Origin of the sequence: Pseudoxanthomonas indica (assembly GCF_900167565.1) — a bacterium.
Taxonomy (GTDB): domain Bacteria; phylum Pseudomonadota; class Gammaproteobacteria; order Xanthomonadales; family Xanthomonadaceae; genus Pseudoxanthomonas_A; species Pseudoxanthomonas_A indica.
On record NZ_FUZV01000001.1, the window covers coordinates 1,852,897 to 1,869,324 of the forward strand.

Genomic DNA, 16,428 nt, shown 5'->3' on the forward strand with positions numbered 1-16,428 from the left:
TGGACGAAGGATCGCCATGAACGCCCAGCCGCCACCGCTGCACTCCGCCGCTCCCACCCGCAACTGGTGGGAGCGCAACTGGAAGTGGTTCCTGCCCACGCTGTTGGTGACCGGGCTGGTGTGCCTGGTCGGCTTCTTCGTGCTGCTGTTCGGCTTGATCAACGGCATGATGCGTTCGTCCGAGCCGTACCAGACCGCCATGCAGCGCGCGCTGGCGCAGCCGCAGGTGATCGCCGCGCTGGGCGAGCCGATCGAGGTGGGCTGGTTCATCCAGGGCAACATCGGTACGCAGGGATCACGTGGTTCGGCGGATCTGGCGATTCCACTCGCCGGTCCGCACGGCGGAGCCACGCTCTACGTGGTGGGCGAACAAACGGCCGGCACGTGGCATTACGAACTGATGATCGTGCGCATCGTCGGGCAGGATCAGGCGATCGATCTGCGCCTGCCGCAGGAGCGACAGGCGCCGGCATTGCCGGAAGACGTCGCCGAATAAAACGTCACGGCGTCATGGGCGGGCAGCCAGGTGTCCTGCACCTGGCCCGCCCCTGCAGAAGGCCACGCTTACGGCGTGGTGGCAGGCGTCGTCGTCGGCGCCTGCGGAGCGGGGGGCGCCGCGCCCGGTGGCACATAAATCGCCACGCCGGCCGCGCGCTTCTGGGTGGTGGGAATACCGATGCCCACGCCGCCGGCGGAATGGCTGCCGTAGCTGCCCGCACCCACCGACATGCCCACCGGCGAACCGCTGGAACCCACGCCCATCAGGACCACGCCATTGGCGCCGAGCTTGGCCGCTTCCTGCTTGATGCGCGCCACCGCCGCGTCGGTCTGGCCCTGGGTGCCGAAACCTACCGCGCTGGTGGATTCCAGTTGCGCAATCTCCACCGAGCCCACCGGCGGACTGGAATAGATCTGCACCTGGGACGGATCAATCGGCGCGCGCGCCTGGCCCAGCATGACTTTCTGGGTGCCCGCACAGCCGCCGAGCACCAGCAGGACCGCGCCGAGCGCGGCAATTCGGATCGTCATCGCGTTCTCTCCTGTAGGGACGCGGGCATCTTCGGCCGCTGCGCGTGAATATGGCATATCCCGTCTGGCCCGGGGCGCGTGCGGCGCCAGGCAGACCAGTGACTGCATGGCCGTTACACTATTGCCTGGCGGCCCATCGCAACCTTGCCGCACCGAGCCCAAGAATCGCCGCAATGACTGCTTCCGTACTTCCGCCCTGCTCCGCCTCACCGGTGCTGCCGGTGCGCGCCCGATGAGCGTGGCGCCGCAGGCCCAGCCGGCGCCCCGGCTGACCGTGGACTACGTTCCGGTCGCTTCCTTGTCGCAGCAGTTGGAGCGCGCCGACACCCTGGCGGTGTTCGGCTTCGGCCGGTCCGCGCCCGGCCGCGATCTGGTACCCGACCCGCGCTACCTCAACGTGCCGCTGCAACCGCTGCCTGGCCAGGCGCAGCTGGAAGTCTGGCGCGTGCCGGGCGTGCTGCACCACGGCGAGCAGGAGGGACTGCACTGGTCCAGTGATGGCGAACTGCAGTTCGGCGTGCTCGAGCTGGAAGAGCCCGAGGCCGGCATCCTGCCCACCAGCGAGCAGCTCTACCAGCGTCTGAGCAGCTTCTGGGGCGCGAGCCGGTTTCCGCATCTGCTGCGCATCTGGAATTACTTCTCCGACATCACCGCCGGCGACGGCGATGCCGAGCGCTATCGCCAGTTCTGCGTGGGCCGCGTGCGCGGGCTCGGACAACTGGACCTGGCTACCCTGCCGGCGGCCACGGCGATCGGCGGACGCGAACGCCGGCGCGTGCTGCAGGTGTACTGGCTGAGTGCGCGCCAGCCCGGTACGCCGCTGGAGAATCCACGCCAGGTCAGCGCCTACCGCTACCCGCGCGAGTACGGCCCGCAGTCGCCCAGCTTCGCGCGCGCGCTGCTGCCGCAGGCGGCGCCGGAATTGCCGCTGTTCCTGTCCGGCACCGCCGCCATCGTCGGCCATGCCTCGCAGCATGCCGATTCGCTGAAGGCGCAGCTGGACGAGACCCTGACCAACCTGGACAGCATGATCGGCGCGGCGCGCGCGCTGCGTCCCGGCTTGCCGCCGCACTTCGACGGTTCTTCGCGACTGAAGGTGTATGTGCGCGACGCCGTCGATGCCGAGGACGTCGCCGCGCAATTGTCGGCCCGCCTGGGTGCGGGCGTGCCCTGGCTGATGCTGCAGGCGGATGTGTGCCGGCGCGAACTGCGCGTGGAAATCGAAGGCATGCACGGGCTGGATGGTTGATCGCCCGCGCCGCCTGCCTATAGTGGATGCCTACGCCGCGACCTTGCGGCCAGGGAGCCGAATGCAATGGGTGTGATCAGTCTGCTGTGGGGCATCGTGTCCCTGGTCTGGATGGTGTTGGCGCTGATTCCGTTGCTCGGCTGGGGCAACTGGTTCCTCATTCCGTTTGCCGCGGTGGGCGCGATCATCGCCGCCATCGGCATCCTGTTCACCGCGCCGGCCAATCGCGGCCGCGCCAAGACCGGCCTGATCCTCAACGGCATCGTCATCGTGGTGGCCATCGGTCGCCTGGTGCTGGGCGGCGGCGTCATTTGAATCCTGCGCAGGCAGGTCCGGCTGACACCGCCGAGCCTGCCGGTCACGGGCCACCTGCGCAGCCACGGCCTTCACGCAGGCCCTGGAAACGTCTTTCTCCGCGCTACACCCCGTCATGGCGGGGCGCAGCCGCGCCAATCCGCCGCCGATTGATCATCCGCCGGAAACGGGAGCAGACTGGCCGCAGCCAGGCTCCCCTATTGCTGCATGCTTGGCCCAGTCCGTCCCCGCTTTGTCCGGGTCGCAACGGTCCGGCGTGGTGAGGGATTTTTTCCCCTGAAGAACTGCAATGGAGAGCGTGATGAACCTGAAGCATCAGCCTTTGTGGCTGCTTGCGGGCATCGCCGTATGCATCACCGCCCAGGCAAGCCCGCAACAGACACAAGCAGCTCCTGCCCCGACCGCCGTTGAGAACAGCGATGCCGCGATGAAGGTCGCCATCGATCCCAAGACCGGCAAACTGCGTGCACCCACCGATGATGAAGCCCGCGCACTGAGCCAGGCCGCGCAGCCGGCCGCCAATGCGCGCAGCCTGCGTCGCGCCGAACCGCTCGGCGCCGGCAAGCGCGGCTTCGTCGCGCCGGCCACCGCAGGTGAAGCCACTGCCGCGCAACGCAAACTGGCCAGCGGCGGCACCATGCAGCAGGTGCCGGAAAGCTTCATGACCAACGTGGCGATCCAGCGCGATGCGCAGGGCCGCATGGTGTTGCAGCACGTCGACGGCGAAACGCTGCCGCAGGCCGCCAAGGAGGGTGACCATGAATAGGTTCGCACCGCTCGCGGCCGCCCTGCTGGCCGCCGCCTTCGCTCCCGCCGTGTCTGCCGCCGACCTCGTGTTGATCAGTGGCGATGCCGGCACCGGCACCGGCCTGGAAGATCCCACCGCCAAGGCGCCGGAAGGACAGAATCCCGGCACCACCCTGGGTGAGCAACGCACCATCGCCTATCAATTCGCGATGGATCTATGGGGCTCGGTGCTGCAAAGCGACGCCACCATCTACGTGGGCGCCAGCTTCCAGCCGCTGACCTGCACGCCGACCAGCGCCGTGCTGGGTTCGGCCGGCACCACCTTCATCTTCTCCGACTTCGCGCCTGGCGTGGTACCGGAAACCTGGTACTCATCGGCCTTGGCGGATGCCATTGCCGGTGAAGATCTCAACCCGGGTTTCATCGACATCAACTCGCGCTTCAACGGCGATATCGGCGTCAATCCCAATTGCCTCACCGGCGCGGACTGGTACTACGGCCTGGATGGCAAGACTCCGGAAGGCAAGATCAATTTCCTCAACGTGGTGATGCACGAGATTGGCCACGGCCTGGGCTTCCAGGGCTTCACCAACTCGATCGGCGATTTCCTGGCCGGACAGCAGGACATCTATTCCACCTTCGCCTACGACAATGTGCTGGGCAAGAATTTCCCGGCGATGACCCCTGCCGAGCGCGCCAACGCCTTGCGCAGCACCACCGTGCTGGTGTGGTCCGGCCCGCAGGTGAAGAAGGAAGCACCGCTGGTGCTGGATTATCGCAACGCGCTCAAGGTGGCCTTGCCCTGGCAGGCCGCCGGCAATTACGAAGCCGGGCTGGCGGCGTTCGGTCCCAAGCCGACCTTGCTCAGCATGTTGGGCATCCTGGTCGCCGCGCAGGATGGCGCGGGCCTGAGCAGCACCGATGCCTGCGAACCGCTGACCAATGGCGCGACCGTGCGCAAGAAGTTCGCCCTGGTCGATCGCGGCAACTGCCCGTACGTCACCAAGGTGGCCAATGTGCAGGCGGCCGGTGGTTTGGGCGTGGTTGTAGCCAATACCGGCCTGGGTTCGCCGGCGATGGGCGGCGCGGATGACACCATCCGCATCCCGGCCATCAGCGTATCGCAGGCCGATGGCGCCAAGCTGCGCGCCAACCTGCCTTCGCTGATCACTTACGGCCAGGACTATCGCCATCTGCAAGGTGCGGACAACAACGGCCGGGTGCGTCTGTATGCGCCCAATCCGTACGAGTCCGGCTCGACCTTCTCGCACTACGATGTCTCGCACATCCCCAATGCGTTGATGGAACCGGCGATCACCGACACCCTGCGTGGCGACGTCAACCTGGATCTGACCCCGGCGCTGTTCCGCGACATCGGCTGGACCGTCAACCCGGGCAACGCCGCGATTGGCGACTGCGTGACCAACGTGGACGTGGTGGACACCGGTGGCCTGATCACCGGCGCCAACGTGCAGGCCTGGAACAAGTTGTGCGAGGCCAGCAGCAGCGGCAAGCCGCAGTACCTGAAGTGCATGGACAACTACCGCAAGCGCGCGACCGCCGACAAGATCCTGGTCGGCAGCCAGGGCGCCAAGGTGCTGGCCTGCGCGGCCAAGGCCGCCAAGTAGGTTCCCGCTCCAAGCGCAAGACAAGCACGGCGCCGCAGGGCGCCGTGTTTTTTTACGCGGGACACTGTGTCGCAGCCAGGGCCAGGGGAGCCAGGCGTATGATCGCCGCTCCCCCGCAGGAGACCGCGATGGCCTTTCCGCATTCCCGACCGCGGCGCATGCGCCGCGACGAATTTTCCCGCCGGCTGATGCGCGAGCATGTGCTGACCGCCGACGATCTCATCTACCCGGTGTTTGTGCACGAGCTGGCGGGCCGCGCCGCGGTGCCTTCGATGCCGGGCATCGAGCGGCTGTCGATCGATGAACTGCTGAAGGTCGCCGAGCAGGCGTCCGAGCTGCGCGTGCCGGCGCTGGCGCTGTTTCCGGTGACCGCACCGGAGGCCAAGTCGCTGCAGGCCGAAGCCGCCTGGGACGACAACGGCCTGGCCCAGCGTGCGGTACGCGCGATCAAGCAGCGCTTCCCGGAACTGGGCGTGATCACCGACGTGGCGCTGGATCCGTTCACCACCCACGGCCAGGACGGCATCATCGATGACAGCGGCTACGTGCTCAACGACATCACCGTCGAGGCACTGGTCAAGCAGGCCTTGTCGCATGCGCGCGCCGGCGTGGACATCGTTGCTCCCAGCGACATGATGGACGGACGTATCGGCGCGGTGCGCGCCGCGCTGGAAGCCGAAGGCTTCATCCATACCCGCATCATGGCCTACTCGGCCAAGTACGCCTCGGCCTTCTATGGCCCGTTCCGCGATGCCGTGGGCAGCGCCGGCAACCTGGGCAAGAGCAACAAGTTCACCTACCAGATGGACCCGGCCAACAGCAACGAAGCCATCCACGAAGTCGGGCTGGATCTGGAGGAAGGCGCCGACATGGTGATGGTCAAGCCCGGCATGCCGTATCTGGACATCGTGCGGCGGGTGAAGGACGAATTCGGCGTGCCGACCTTCGCCTACCAGGTCAGTGGCGAGTACGCGATGTTGAAAGCCGCCTATGCCAACGGCTGGCTCAACGAAGAGGCCTGCACGCTGGAAGCGCTGACCGCGTTCAAGCGCGCGGGATGCGACGGCATCCTCAGCTACTTCGCGCTGGATGCGGCGCGCTGGCTGCGCAAGGCGCAGGGCTGATTGCGGCGCGTCATGCGCACGCGCTGACGCGATCAGGAAACGGGCGCAGGGATCACCTGCAGCCCGAGGTGCCGGTCACGCGGGGCGCGAGCGCCCGATAGATGTCCAACTTGCCGGCGCGCGGTGATCGCGCCGCACCGGTGACCAGCACTTCGCGTGGGCGGCTCCAGTCCACTACCGGTCCCAGCGTGGCGGCATCGGCGGTGTTGAACGACAAGGCCCACGGCGTCGCCGCGCCATAGCGCTGGCCTTCGCATTGCGCCAGCTGCAGCTGGATGGGCTTGGTCTCCACATCATCGGAACGCGCAAACAGGATCGCGCGGCCGTCTTCCAGCCAGGCAGCGTCGAATTCGTCTGCCGTCGTGTTGATGCCCGGGACCGGCATCGGGTAGACGAACGCCTGGCCATCCCATCGAGCCACGAACAGATCATGCCGGCCCGCGCCGCCATGGCCATTGCTGGCGAACAGCAGGCGCTGGCCGTCGGCATTGGTAGCCGGCGCCCACTCATCGCCGCGGGTATTGACGCCCGCACCCAGGTTTTCCGGCTCGCCCCAGCCGCTGTCGGCCTTGACCGCCACACGCCAGAGGTCATCACCCCCCTGCCCACCGGGCCGGTTGGAAAAGAAGTAGAGCCAACGGCCATCGGCACTGAAAAACGGATCGAAGTCCTTGTCCGCGGAGTTGATCGGCAACGGCTGCGGATCGATCCAGCGTTGGCCCTCCAGGCGTGCCTGCCACAGGTCCCAGCCGCCCGCCCCGCCCGGGCGATCGGTGCTGCCCCAGACGATCCGCTGGCCGTCCGGACTGACCGTGGCGCGTACTTCTCCGGCCGGGGTGGACACCACGCCCATGCCCTCGATGCCGAACTCCGCCAACTGCGCCATCACCGTGGCCGAGAGTAGACTGGCGATGATGGCGGTCGCCGCGCGATGACGTTTCATGGTGTTGGCTCCCGCACCCGGTTTCCCTCTGCTACGGGATTTATACCAAGTCATGACCACACATCGTTATGCGGTTTTCGGCCATCCGGTCGCCCATTCGCTGTCACCGCGCATCCATGCCGCCTTTGCCCGGCAAACCGGCGTGACACTGGAATACACGGCCATCGACAGCGCACCGCACGACTTCGTGGCGGCGCTGGATCGCTTCGTCGGCGCCGGTGGCGTGGGCGCCAATGTCACCCTGCCGCTGAAGGAAGCCGCGTTCGCCATCTGCGCGCGCACCAGTGAGCGCGCGCAGCGCGCCGGTGCGGTCAATACGCTGAGCTGGAACGATGGCCAGTGGTATGGCGACAACACCGACGGCATCGGCCTGGTGCGCGATCTGACCGGTCGCAATGCGCTGGACCTGCGCGGCCGTCGCGCCGTGCTGCTGGGCGCCGGTGGCGCCGCGCGCGGCGTGGCGCCGGCCCTGCTGGATGCCGGCGTGGCCGAGCTGGTGATCGTCAACCGCTCACCCGAACGCGCCGATGCGCTGGCCGATGCGCTGGGCGATCCGGAACGCGCGCATTCGCGCTACTGGAAGGATCTGGAGCAACTGGGCGATTTTGGCCTGGTGATCAACGCCACCTCCGCCGGCCGTGGACAGATCGACGCCAGCGCGTTCGACCTGCCATTCGCCCTGACCACCCCGCGCACCCTGGCGGTGGATCTGAATTACGGCGAAGCCGCGATTCCGTTCCTGGCCTGGGCCAAGGCAGCGGGTTGCCACGATGCGGTGGACGGCCTGGGCATGCTGGTGGAACAGGCGGCCGTGGCGTTCGAGGAATGGCATGGCATCAGCCCCGATGCCGATGCGGTCTACGCCGCGCTGCGCCGCAAGGACGATCTGCTGGTCACCGCCGACTGATCCGTTACAGCAGCCCGTCGCGCTTGACCGACAGGTAGCGCTCGACCAACGCGCCGGGCAAATCATCGCAGGTCACGTCCAGCACCATCACATGGTGTCGGCGCAGTGCATCGTGCGCGGCCGCGCGTTGTTCGAGATAGCGGGCGATGGCGCCGGCATGCACGGCGTCGGCGTGATCCTTGACCGGTTGCAGCAGCGCCTCGTCCAGCTCGCGCTCGCGCAGGCTGGCCACGCAGACCAGGTGACGCTTCTGCAGCAGGCGCACCGCCGCCAGAAGATCGTCGATGTCCTCGTCGCGCACATTGGTGACCAGCATCACCAGCGAGCGCCGGCGCTGGCGCAGCGACAGTTCGGTGGCTGCGGCCAGGTAGTCGGTGGCCACCGCCTGTGGCTGCAGGTCGTAGCTGGCGCGCAGCAGCGGTTCGATGCCGGCCGCGCCGCGTTGCGGTTGCACCCAGCGGCGTTGGCTGCCACTGGCCAGCAGACCGACCGCATCGCCCTGGCGCAGGGCCAGGTAGGCCACCACCAGCGCCGCGTTGAGCGAGTGATCGAAATGCGAGAGTTCGCCATCCAGCGCCAGCATGCGCCGGCCGGTGTCCAGCATCAGCACCAGCTGCTGGTTCTTCTCGTCCTGGTATTCGCGCGAGATCAACTTGCGCGCGCGCGCGGTCGCCTTCCAGTCGATCTGGCGCAGGCTGTCGCCGACGCGGTACTCGCGCATCTGGTGGAAGTCGGTGCCCTCGCCGCGACGGCGCTTGAGGTGCGCGCCGACCAGGCGCGACGCCTGTTCGGCACTGAACAAGGCGAAGCGGGTCAGCGGCGCGAAGTTGGGATACACCCGTACCGTCTGCGCCCGCCCGGCCTGGCGCGACTGCCACCACAGCCGCAGCGGCGAGTGCAGGCGCAGTTGCACCGCATCGAAGTGCGCGTCGCCGCGCACCACCGGGCGCAGCCGGTACTGGAATCGGGTCTGCGTGCCGGCGCGCAGGCGCAGCTTTGCCGGCAAACCCTGCAGCGGCCACGCGCCCGGTGCGTGATCGAACACATCCACGCGCTGACGCCGGCTGGACTGCAGCTGCAGGATCACCTCGCGTTCGATCCCCAGCGGCAGGGCCTCGGGCAGGTGCCGCTCGACTTCGGGCGTCGGCTGCTGATGCAGCGCCCAGCCATCGGCCAGCATCAGCAACGCCAGCGCGGCGCCCGCGGCCCACCAAAGGCGTGCATCCAGGCCGGCGTGGATGACCGCCAGACCGATCAGGCCCCAGGCCACCAGCAGGGTGAGTTGCAGCCAGCCAGCTCTCATCCCGCCCTCCCGGGCGTGCCGACCAGCGCGGGCGCGTGCGGCTTCATTGACGCGGCGCTTCCACCTTGGCCAGCAACGCGCGCAGTACGTCGTCGGGCGACTGGCCTTCGATCTGCAGCTCCGGCGACAACGCGATGCGATGGCGCAGCGCCGGCAGGCTGATCTCGCGCACGTCGTCGGGAGTGACGAAGTCGCGCCCCTGCAGCACCGCCTGCGCGCGCGCGGCGCGCACCAGCGCGATGCTGCCGCGCGGGCCGGCGCCCAGCGCCACGCCCGGCCATTTGCGGGTGGCGGCGACGATGCGCACGGCGTAGTCGATGACCTGCGGATCCACCGTCACCGCTGCCACGCCACGCTGGATCGCCACGATGTCGGCCGCACCGAGCACCCGCTTGACCTGCGACAGATCGAAATCGCTGGCCGCGCGGCCGGTGGTGATTGCATCGACCATGCGCTTTTCGTCTTCCAGCGCGGGGTAGTCGATCACCACCTTCAACAGGAAGCGATCCAGCTGGGCTTCCGGCAGCGGATACGTGCCCTCCTGCTCGACCGGGTTCTGCGTGGCCAGGGTCAGGAACGGCGGCGACAGCTCGAACGACTTGCCTTCAATCGTCACCTGCCCTTCCTGCATCACTTCCAGCAGTGCCGATTGGGTCTTGGCCGGCGCGCGATTGATCTCATCGGCCAGCAACAGATTGGTGAAGATGGGGCCGCGCCGGATCTTGAAGCTTTCGGTCTTGGGATCGTAGACGGCGTGGCCGCTGACATCGCTGGGCATCAGGTCCGGGGTGAACTGCACGCGCGCATAGGTCAGTTCCAGCGCCTGGCCCAGCGCGCGCACCAGCAGGGTCTTGCCCAAACCCGGCACGCCTTCGATCAGCACGTGGCCACCGGCCAGCAACGCGATCAGGATCTGATCCAGCACTTCAGCCTGGCCGATGAAGGCCTTGGCCACTTCATCGCGCACCAGGGCCACACGTGCAGCCAGTTCGGCGCCCGTCAGCGGCATCAGCGGGGGCAGGCTCGGCGGAAGGACAGCGGCGGTGGGCTCGCTCATAGTCGGTTTCTCAGTTCGATCAAGATGGAAATGCGCTCGCGGAAATGCGCGCGCTCGTGGCTGGAAGGAGTCTGCAATGCCGTGCGCACCGCCTGCGGAGTCAGGCCGAAGCGCTGCGCGATCAGTTCGACCTGGGCATCGCCGGCCAGCGCGGCCGCGACTGGATCGCGGCGACGCAGGCGCGCCAGGAACGCCTGCCGCACGGCCAGGTACAGCAGCACGCCGCGACCATGCCGGTAGAGGTGATCGCCGCTGGCGCGCACGTGTTCCAGCAGCGAACGGCGCGCCAGTTCCGGCGCGGGCAGCAGCGGACCAAAGCGGCGCATGCGCGACCACAACCAGCCCAACAGCGCCAGCAGCAGCGGCAACCAGACCATCCAGTAGCGGGTGATCAGCGTGCGCAGCAGCGAGGGCATCTCCGCCGCATAGATCAGGTGCACGGTGCCGCGGCCATAGTTGGGTGCGAGCACCTGCCGGGCCAGCGCCTGATGCGGCACATCGCGCAGGCCGTCGGCGGCGGACAGCTTGCCGTGCTCGTCGACCTGGAACTCGCCGTTGCCCAGGAAGTCGAGGTCGGCCAGCAGGTCGATATGGCCCTCGCCATACGCCAGGCGCATGAACACGTAGCCGTCTTTCAGATCGCCCCAGCTCAGATCCGGTTCGACGTCATACAGGCTGAAGCGGCGGCCGCGACAGAATTCCTGGTGCGGATCCTGACCGGGCACGCGCAGGTCCATGCATTGGCTGCGTTCGCTGATGGACACACCCAGATCCTCCAGCAGGCCCACGCTCACCTCTTCCTCCGGACTGGCCGGCGGCGTACGCAGGATCAGATGACCGCCGCCCTCCACCCAGTCCAGCAGCGCATCCTGCTGTGCGGTCGCCAGCACGCGCGGATCGTTGAAAAGCAGCAGGGTGTCGTGCGCCTGCAACGGATGCCGATCCAGGGCCAGGGGCTGGCGCGCGTCCACGCGGATGCCATCGGCCAGCAGGGTCTGCTTGAGCAGGTAGAGCGGGTTGTAGCGGGCCTCGCCCTTGGGCGGCAACGCCAGCGTGTGTTCGACCTGATGGAAGTTGTGGCGGAACCAGACCACGCCGCCCACCACCAGCGCCACGACCAGCACCGCCAGGCCGGCAAACAGCGGCATGCGCGAACCGCGGGTCATGCCAGCCACCCACCGCGTTGCTGCAGCTGCTGCAGCAGCGCTTCGAATTCGTCCTCGTCAGGATCGCGCTGGGCGTAGGCGGCGTATTGCCAGATCCGCACCACCTGCGCGAACAGCTGGCGATCTTCGGCCTGCGGCAAGCGCCGCGAGGCGCGCAGGCATTCGGCCTCGGTCGCGCCGGGCGGCAAGGTGGTCTGCAACTGCCGCGCCAGGGCGACCACGCCGGCACGGTAGAGCAGCGCCAGCGCGTCCCGGCGCTGGCCCGACTTCCACAGGCGGCGCGCGGCACTGGCCACGTCGGCCGGCAGGGTTTGCGGCAGATCGACGGGCTGGGTGGTGATGGCGTTGTCGATCCGCACGCGTGGCGCATACGCACCGCGCATCCACGGCAGCCAGCGCGGTGCACTGATCAGCAGGGCCAGCACCAGCACCGCCAGCAGAATCCACAATCCCCATTCGCCGATGAAGGCGAACGTCCCGGCCAGCGCCTGCAGCCACGGCAGGGTGGGCTGTTCGCGTGGCGCCTGCTCCTTCTCCTCGCGGGTCTTGGGCTCCCAGCGCTTCTGAGTGCGGGTGCGGTTGAGATCCGGATCGCGATGCGCCTGGTCGGCGGCCTTGCGGAAGCGGCGGTCATCGTCGAACTGGTCGGCAAACACCTGTTCCAGTCGATCGTCGGTCGGCGATTCAACGCTTTCTTCGCTGGCGGGTGCGGCATCCTGGGCGCGGGCAACGTCACTGTGCATGCCCAATACACCCACCAGCACCAGCAGCACGCCGCTGGCGCCAGCCGCCAGGCGCTGGCGCAATTTGCGGAACACCAGCTCCACATCCCAGGCTTCCAGCTCGGTACGCCGGTTGAGGTAAAGGCCGAAGCCGGCGCCGACAAAGAAGGGTTCGATGACGGTGACCGCCGACCACACCAGCAGGTTGAGCGCCACCCGCGACCACTGCGGCGATTGCAACGCCAGCAGGGTCCACGCATCACGCAGGGTGTCGGGCAACAGTTCCAAGGGGAAGTAGAGCATCACCGCGAAAATGCCGCCCAGGCACAGGGCAATCTCGAAGTTCACGCAGAGCAGGGTCAGCAGCGCGGCGTGCCCGTAGACACTGCCGCCGAGCACGCGCCGGCGATCGCGCAGGCGCGCGCCGTCCACGCCTTCCAGCAAGTCCACCGGCAGGAACACCGAGCGCGCCGGACTGAGGCGACGCCAGGTCAGGTAGTGCAGCATCGGGCGCCAGCCCCAGCGCAGCTGCGCGGCAAGCGTCTCGCGCACCGTGGGCGTCGCGCCGAAGACCGCGCGCGAGATGACGAACAGCGGGATGCGGTCGAACACCGGCTTGAGCCACCACATCAGGAAGCCGGCCAGGCCGATCAGATCCAGCGCCCAGCCCAGCGCATTGAGCAGCAGCAGGATCGGCAGGGTGATCAGCAGCCACGGTTTGAACACCGCGCCGGCATCGCGCCGTACCAGCGCCATGCCCAGCTCGATGGCTTCCCATGCGGTTCGCTGGCGCAGGTGGACGGTGAGCTGCTCAAGCTTCATCCGCCGCTCCCCGCCCGCCCAGCAACAACCAGCCCAGCACCAGCGTCCACAACACACCCGAGACGGTGAACTTGCCCCACGCCGGCACCGATTCAATCGACGACCAGAACGCCTCGATGAAGGCGGCGATGAAGAACATCAGCGCCGCGCCCAGGCAGATGCGCGCGCCAATGCGTCCGGCATCCACCAGTGCGTCGATGCGGCTGCGCCGGCCCGGTGCGATCAGGTTGTAGCCCAGCCGCAGCCCGGCGCCGCCGGTCAATACGATCGCGGTCAGCTCGAACGGTGCATGGCCGACCACGAACCGCCACAGCGTGTCGCTGTAGCCCACCTGCTGCAGGTGGCCGAACACCGCACCGATGCCCACGCCGTTGGCGATCAGCACGTAGATCGTGCCCAGGCAGCCCAGCAGGCCACTGGCGAAGGTGCGCAGGCCGATGCTGGTGTTGTTCATGATGTAGACGCCGAACATCTGCCAGTCGGTGCCCGAATCGCGACCCAGCCGATCGCTGTTGCCCGGGTCGTACATGTGCTCGATGCCGGCCACTTCCTGCGGCGACAGGATCGAATGGATCACTTCCGGCCGCGCCTGCAGGGTGGCGAAGACAATCACCAACGGCAGCACGAACAGCACCGTCGAAATCCACATCGCCGCCGCCTGTTGCCGCACCTGCCGCGGAAAGCCGGCCAGCACGAAGCGCAGCGCCAGCCGCCAGCGCGGCGGCGGCGTGCGGTACAGCAGCACGTGGCCGCGTTGCATCAGCTGCTGCAGGCGCGCGATCAGCTGCGGGCTGTAGCCGCGCTTGCGCGCCAGCGCCAGCTGATCGCACAGGCGCCGATAGCGGGTCGGCATGTCCTCGTCGGCGATGCCGCTGTCGTTGGGCTGGCCGCGCGAGCGGCGCGTGTCGCCGCGCTGGTCCAGCCAGTGTTCGAACGCCGACCATTCGCCTTGATGACGGGCGACAAACTGCTCCTGCCTCATCGTCGCCCCATCAGCCAGTTGGCCATGCCATGCAGGCGCAGGACGCCGGCATGGCCGCGGGCTTGGGTCAGCGGCGACAGGATGTCGCCCAGCTCGGCCTGGCGCGCCGGTGACAGCAGCGGTGCGCGTTCGCCAAACGCGGCCAGCGCCGCCTGCTCATCCGGTTGCAGGCCGGGCGGCACCGGATACACCCCTTGTGCCGTCGGTGGGCTGGCCAGGTGCTCGCGTGCCACATGCACGACCAGGGTGCGGGCAACCATGTCACCCAGGCGACGGCCATGCGGATCGCCCAGGCAGGTGATCAAGCCGGCGGCATAGCCGAAGGGCAGCATGTCCACCGTGCGCAACAGGTTGCGGGTGATTGCCGGCAACCAGCCCAGCGGCCCGCCATCGGCCGAGACCACACGCAGGCCCAGCGCGCGCTTGCCCACGGTCTGTCCGTTCCAGAGTGCTTCCAGCGCAATCGGATAGATCCAGACCACGCCGAACATCAGCACCATCCAGATGCCCTGGCCAAAACCGCCGAGCAGGCCCAGCACCATCGACAGGAAGAACAGCACCGCCAGCCGCAAGCCCAGATCGATGGCCCACGCCAGCGCGCGTGGCACCGGCCCGCTGACGGGCAGCTGCAGGGCCACGCCTTCGGGCGTGATCACTTCGCGGTAGGTATCGAGCTTGGGCGGTGTCATCAATCAGCCGCCATCGGCCGGGCGCACGCAACGCGGTGCGCCCGCTGCCGTCGCCCGTGATCGGTGTGGATGAGAAAACATCGACGGCGCTGTCCCTGCGGAATCCCCTGGCCCGACTGTAAGCGAGCCCGCTGCGCTTGCCCAGCCCGGACCCACCACCGACGCGGCCCTGCGGCCGCGCCGGTGGTGCACCTCAACTGACCGTGGATGCCGGCTTTTTGGCGAACAGCTTGCGCACGCCACTGACCACTACCACGCCGCCGATCAACAGCAGCTTCCAGAACTTGGCCAGCACCAGGCCCAGTTTGGCGAACAGGCCGGCCTTGGCCGCCAGGCCACCGCCAATCAAGGCCGCCACGCCGTAAGCCGCGGTCTTGTCGGTGCTTTCATTGAAGTCGGCATAGCGCGAGCCGGCATCGAACTCGGCCATCGGCAGCAGTTCCTGCATGCCCGTGCGCACCGCCGGCAGATCCGACATGCCGGCCACCGCATTCAAGCTCAGATAGCCGTGACGGCCCAGCACGCGGATGTCGTAGTTGAGGGTGTGCTCGGCCTCACCGTTGAACGCCAGATCCTTGGCCCAGTACAGCTTCTTGCTGGCGGCGTCGTAGCGCGGGGTCTCCGCCCAGCCGGCCAGATCGACCGTGCCGTAGCCGGCTTCCTTGCGCGCGGCATTGCTGTCGCGGGTTTCTTCCTGCAACTGCTCCAGCAGCTCGGCGTAGTCGATCTTGGCGGCGTCTTCGTCCGACACGTAGCCGTCGTCCGAATAGGTGACCACCACCGCCCAGCTGCCATCTTCCAGCAGGCCCGGTTGTTTCGGCACGATCAAGCCCAGCACCGACTCGTCCGGCGGATTGCCCCACAGCTGCTCGAGCACGCGACGCGCGTCGGCCTGTTGCAGGTACTGGAACTTGTCGTCCAGATGGAAGCGCGCGTGCGCGCCGGGCACGGCGATGTCGCCGCCGTGGAAATCCAGTTGCTTGAGCAGGTCTTCGGCATTGCCTTCCTGCGCGGGCGCCGGTGCAACGGCCAGGCCCATCCCCAGGGCGACCACCAGGCCGCCCAGCCACATCCTTGCTTGTTTCATCATTCCCCCGAATGGATTCCAACGTCGCGGGATTGCGTCCGTCCTGGAATCGCGGGCAATTCTAGCTGCTGGGGGCGGACAAGTACTGATCCTTGAGGCGGACGTAATGCGCGGCCGAGTAGTGCAGGCTTTCGATTTCGCGTTCGCTGAGCTTGCGCGCGAAGCGGGCGGGGTTGCCCAGCCACAGTTCACCCTCGCCGACCACCTTGCCCGGCCCGACCACGGCGCCGGCGCCGACAAAGCCATGCCGCTTGATGGTGGCGCCATCCAGGATGCAGGCGCCCATGCCGATCAGGCACAGGTCTTCGATGGTGCACGCGTGGATGATGGTGCCGTGGCCGATGGTGACGTCGGCGCCGATCAGGGTCGGGTAGCCGGCCTGGTTGTACGGACTGTGGTGGCTGACGTGGATGATGGTGCCATCCTGCACGTTGGTGCGCTCGCCGATGCGGATGTGGTTGACGTCGCCGCGGATGATGGTCCCCGGCCAGACCGAGGCATCGTCGGCCAGCACCACATCGCCGATGACGTGCGCGGCCGGGTCCACGTAGACGCGTTGGCCGAGGACGGGAAACCGGTCAAGAAAGGGGCGGATAGCGGTCATGTCGCAGTCGGGCGGGCAAAGTGAGTGACGTGGCGGTGGGCTTCGATCCTACAC

At 67.8% G+C, this 16,428-nt stretch carries 17 protein-coding genes; 7 read left to right on the forward strand and 10 right to left on the reverse strand.

The features are described 5' to 3' along the window. Positions 1 to 16: 16 nt before the first annotated feature. On the forward strand, positions 17 to 496 hold the full coding sequence (locus B5X78_RS08580) for a cytochrome c oxidase assembly factor Coa1 family protein (RefSeq protein ID WP_079723988.1): 480 nt from the start codon (positions 17 to 19) through the stop codon (positions 494 to 496). A gap of 68 nt (positions 497 to 564) precedes the next feature. On the opposite strand, the gene B5X78_RS08585 is transcribed toward B5X78_RS08580, so the two are convergent. After that, complete coding sequence (locus tag B5X78_RS08585) at positions 565 to 1,029, reverse strand: hypothetical protein (RefSeq protein WP_079723989.1); 465 nt, start codon at positions 1,027 to 1,029, stop codon at positions 565 to 567. Between the two features lie 232 nt (positions 1,030 to 1,261). Between B5X78_RS08585 and B5X78_RS08590 the strand changes: the two genes are divergently transcribed. The 5 genes from B5X78_RS08590 to hemB all read left to right on the forward strand — a co-directional run bounded on the left by B5X78_RS08590 (position 1,262) and on the right by hemB (position 6,092). After that, the gene (locus B5X78_RS08590; RefSeq protein ID WP_079724481.1) at positions 1,262 to 2,278 is read left to right on the forward strand and encodes a chorismate transformation FkbO/Hyg5 family protein; all 1,017 of its coding nucleotides are present in this window, start codon (positions 1,262 to 1,264) and stop codon (positions 2,276 to 2,278) included. A 66-nt stretch (positions 2,279 to 2,344) separates the two neighbouring features. Next, positions 2,345 to 2,593: a hypothetical protein gene (locus tag B5X78_RS08595; protein WP_079723990.1), complete on the forward strand. Its 249-nt coding sequence runs from the start codon at positions 2,345 to 2,347 to the stop codon at positions 2,591 to 2,593. Positions 2,594 to 2,894: 301 nt separating this feature from the next. Then, on the forward strand, positions 2,895 to 3,359 hold the full coding sequence (locus B5X78_RS08600; RefSeq protein WP_139381467.1) for a post-PEP-CTERM-1 domain-containing protein: 465 nt from the start codon (positions 2,895 to 2,897) through the stop codon (positions 3,357 to 3,359). After that, positions 3,352 to 4,968, forward strand: coding sequence for a PA domain-containing protein (locus B5X78_RS08605; RefSeq protein WP_079723992.1), 1,617 nt, complete (start codon positions 3,352 to 3,354; stop codon positions 4,966 to 4,968). The genes B5X78_RS08600 and B5X78_RS08605 overlap by 8 nt, the downstream gene beginning before the upstream one ends. 128 nt (positions 4,969 to 5,096) lie before the next feature. Then, on the forward strand, positions 5,097 to 6,092 hold the full coding sequence (hemB, locus tag B5X78_RS08610; protein ID WP_079723993.1) for a porphobilinogen synthase: 996 nt from the start codon (positions 5,097 to 5,099) through the stop codon (positions 6,090 to 6,092). A 52-nt stretch (positions 6,093 to 6,144) separates the two neighbouring features. Here hemB and B5X78_RS08615 read toward each other — a convergent pair whose 3' ends face one another. After that, complete coding sequence (locus B5X78_RS08615; protein ID WP_079723994.1) at positions 6,145 to 7,035, reverse strand: TolB family protein; 891 nt, start codon at positions 7,033 to 7,035, stop codon at positions 6,145 to 6,147. A gap of 52 nt (positions 7,036 to 7,087) precedes the next feature. Here B5X78_RS08615 and aroE point away from each other — a divergent pair, with 52 nt between their 5' ends. Next, the gene (gene aroE / locus B5X78_RS08620; protein WP_079723995.1) at positions 7,088 to 7,942 is read left to right on the forward strand and encodes a shikimate dehydrogenase; all 855 of its coding nucleotides are present in this window, start codon (positions 7,088 to 7,090) and stop codon (positions 7,940 to 7,942) included. 4 nt (positions 7,943 to 7,946) lie between these two features. Here the strand turns inward: aroE and B5X78_RS08625 are convergent, their stop codons facing one another. The 8 genes from B5X78_RS08625 to B5X78_RS08660 form a co-directional block, all read right to left on the reverse strand. Further along, positions 7,947 to 9,245 carry a DUF58 domain-containing protein gene (locus B5X78_RS08625; protein WP_079723996.1) on the reverse strand — a complete coding sequence of 433 codons (1,299 nt, stop codon included), beginning with the start codon at positions 9,243 to 9,245 and terminating at the stop codon, positions 7,947 to 7,949. A gap of 43 nt (positions 9,246 to 9,288) precedes the next feature. Continuing rightward, the gene (locus tag B5X78_RS08630; protein ID WP_229730945.1) at positions 9,289 to 10,254 is read right to left on the reverse strand and encodes an AAA family ATPase; all 966 of its coding nucleotides are present in this window, start codon (positions 10,252 to 10,254) and stop codon (positions 9,289 to 9,291) included. A 44-nt stretch (positions 10,255 to 10,298) separates the two neighbouring features. After that, complete coding sequence (locus B5X78_RS08635) at positions 10,299 to 11,468, reverse strand: DUF4350 domain-containing protein (RefSeq protein WP_079724482.1); 1,170 nt, start codon at positions 11,466 to 11,468, stop codon at positions 10,299 to 10,301. Then, complete coding sequence (locus tag B5X78_RS08640) at positions 11,465 to 13,012, reverse strand: DUF4129 domain-containing protein (RefSeq protein WP_079723998.1); 1,548 nt, start codon at positions 13,010 to 13,012, stop codon at positions 11,465 to 11,467. The genes B5X78_RS08635 and B5X78_RS08640 overlap by 4 nt, the downstream gene beginning before the upstream one ends. Next, positions 13,002 to 13,994, reverse strand: coding sequence for a stage II sporulation protein M (locus B5X78_RS08645; RefSeq protein ID WP_079723999.1), 993 nt, complete (start codon positions 13,992 to 13,994; stop codon positions 13,002 to 13,004). Before B5X78_RS08645 ends, B5X78_RS08640 begins: the two co-directional genes overlap by 11 nt. Next, positions 13,991 to 14,683, reverse strand: coding sequence for an RDD family protein (locus B5X78_RS08650; RefSeq protein WP_079724000.1), 693 nt, complete (start codon positions 14,681 to 14,683; stop codon positions 13,991 to 13,993). Before B5X78_RS08650 ends, B5X78_RS08645 begins: the two co-directional genes overlap by 4 nt. Positions 14,684 to 14,876: 193 nt before the next feature. Beyond that, entirely contained in the window at positions 14,877 to 15,755 is an 879-nt protein-coding gene (locus tag B5X78_RS08655) for a DUF2167 domain-containing protein (protein WP_425478716.1), read from the reverse strand. Positions 15,756 to 15,831: 76 nt separating this feature from the next. Continuing rightward, positions 15,832 to 16,374 carry a gamma carbonic anhydrase family protein gene (locus tag B5X78_RS08660; RefSeq protein ID WP_079724001.1) on the reverse strand — a complete coding sequence of 181 codons (543 nt, stop codon included), beginning with the start codon at positions 16,372 to 16,374 and terminating at the stop codon, positions 15,832 to 15,834. Positions 16,375 to 16,428: the final 54 nt, after the last annotated feature.

What these genes read in the sequence shown, in the direction of transcription:
- B5X78_RS08625 (WP_079723996.1), bottom strand. Translation starts at nt 9,245, where the DNA reads ATGAGAGCTGGCTGGCTGCAACTCACCCTGCTGGTGGCCTGGGGCCTG.
- B5X78_RS08640 (WP_079723998.1), bottom strand. Translation starts at nt 13,012, where the DNA reads ATGAAGCTTGAGCAGCTCACCGTCCACCTGCGCCAGCGAACCGCATGG.
- B5X78_RS08580 (WP_079723988.1), top strand. Translation starts at nt 17, where the DNA reads ATGAACGCCCAGCCGCCACCGCTGCACTCCGCCGCTCCCACCCGCAAC.
- B5X78_RS08660 (WP_079724001.1), bottom strand. Translation starts at nt 16,374, where the DNA reads ATGACCGCTATCCGCCCCTTTCTTGACCGGTTTCCCGTCCTCGGCCAA.
- B5X78_RS08655 (WP_425478716.1), bottom strand. Translation starts at nt 15,755, where the DNA reads ATGTGGCTGGGCGGCCTGGTGGTCGCCCTGGGGATGGGCCTGGCCGTT.
- B5X78_RS08645 (WP_079723999.1), bottom strand. Translation starts at nt 13,994, where the DNA reads ATGAGGCAGGAGCAGTTTGTCGCCCGTCATCAAGGCGAATGGTCGGCG.
- B5X78_RS08590 (WP_079724481.1), top strand. Translation starts at nt 1,262, where the DNA reads ATGAGCGTGGCGCCGCAGGCCCAGCCGGCGCCCCGGCTGACCGTGGAC.
- B5X78_RS08600 (WP_139381467.1), top strand. Translation starts at nt 2,895, where the DNA reads ATGAACCTGAAGCATCAGCCTTTGTGGCTGCTTGCGGGCATCGCCGTA.
- B5X78_RS08605 (WP_079723992.1), top strand. Translation starts at nt 3,352, where the DNA reads ATGAATAGGTTCGCACCGCTCGCGGCCGCCCTGCTGGCCGCCGCCTTC.
- B5X78_RS08630 (WP_229730945.1), bottom strand. Translation starts at nt 10,254, where the DNA reads ATGCCGCTGACGGGCGCCGAACTGGCTGCACGTGTGGCCCTGGTGCGC.
- B5X78_RS08595 (WP_079723990.1), top strand. Translation starts at nt 2,345, where the DNA reads ATGGGTGTGATCAGTCTGCTGTGGGGCATCGTGTCCCTGGTCTGGATG.
- B5X78_RS08635 (WP_079724482.1), bottom strand. Translation starts at nt 11,468, where the DNA reads ATGACCCGCGGTTCGCGCATGCCGCTGTTTGCCGGCCTGGCGGTGCTG.
- hemB (WP_079723993.1), top strand. Translation starts at nt 5,097, where the DNA reads ATGGCCTTTCCGCATTCCCGACCGCGGCGCATGCGCCGCGACGAATTT.
- B5X78_RS08615 (WP_079723994.1), bottom strand. Translation starts at nt 7,035, where the DNA reads ATGAAACGTCATCGCGCGGCGACCGCCATCATCGCCAGTCTACTCTCG.
- B5X78_RS08585 (WP_079723989.1), bottom strand. Translation starts at nt 1,029, where the DNA reads ATGACGATCCGAATTGCCGCGCTCGGCGCGGTCCTGCTGGTGCTCGGC.
- aroE (WP_079723995.1), top strand. Translation starts at nt 7,088, where the DNA reads ATGACCACACATCGTTATGCGGTTTTCGGCCATCCGGTCGCCCATTCG.
- B5X78_RS08650 (WP_079724000.1), bottom strand. Translation starts at nt 14,683, where the DNA reads ATGACACCGCCCAAGCTCGATACCTACCGCGAAGTGATCACGCCCGAA.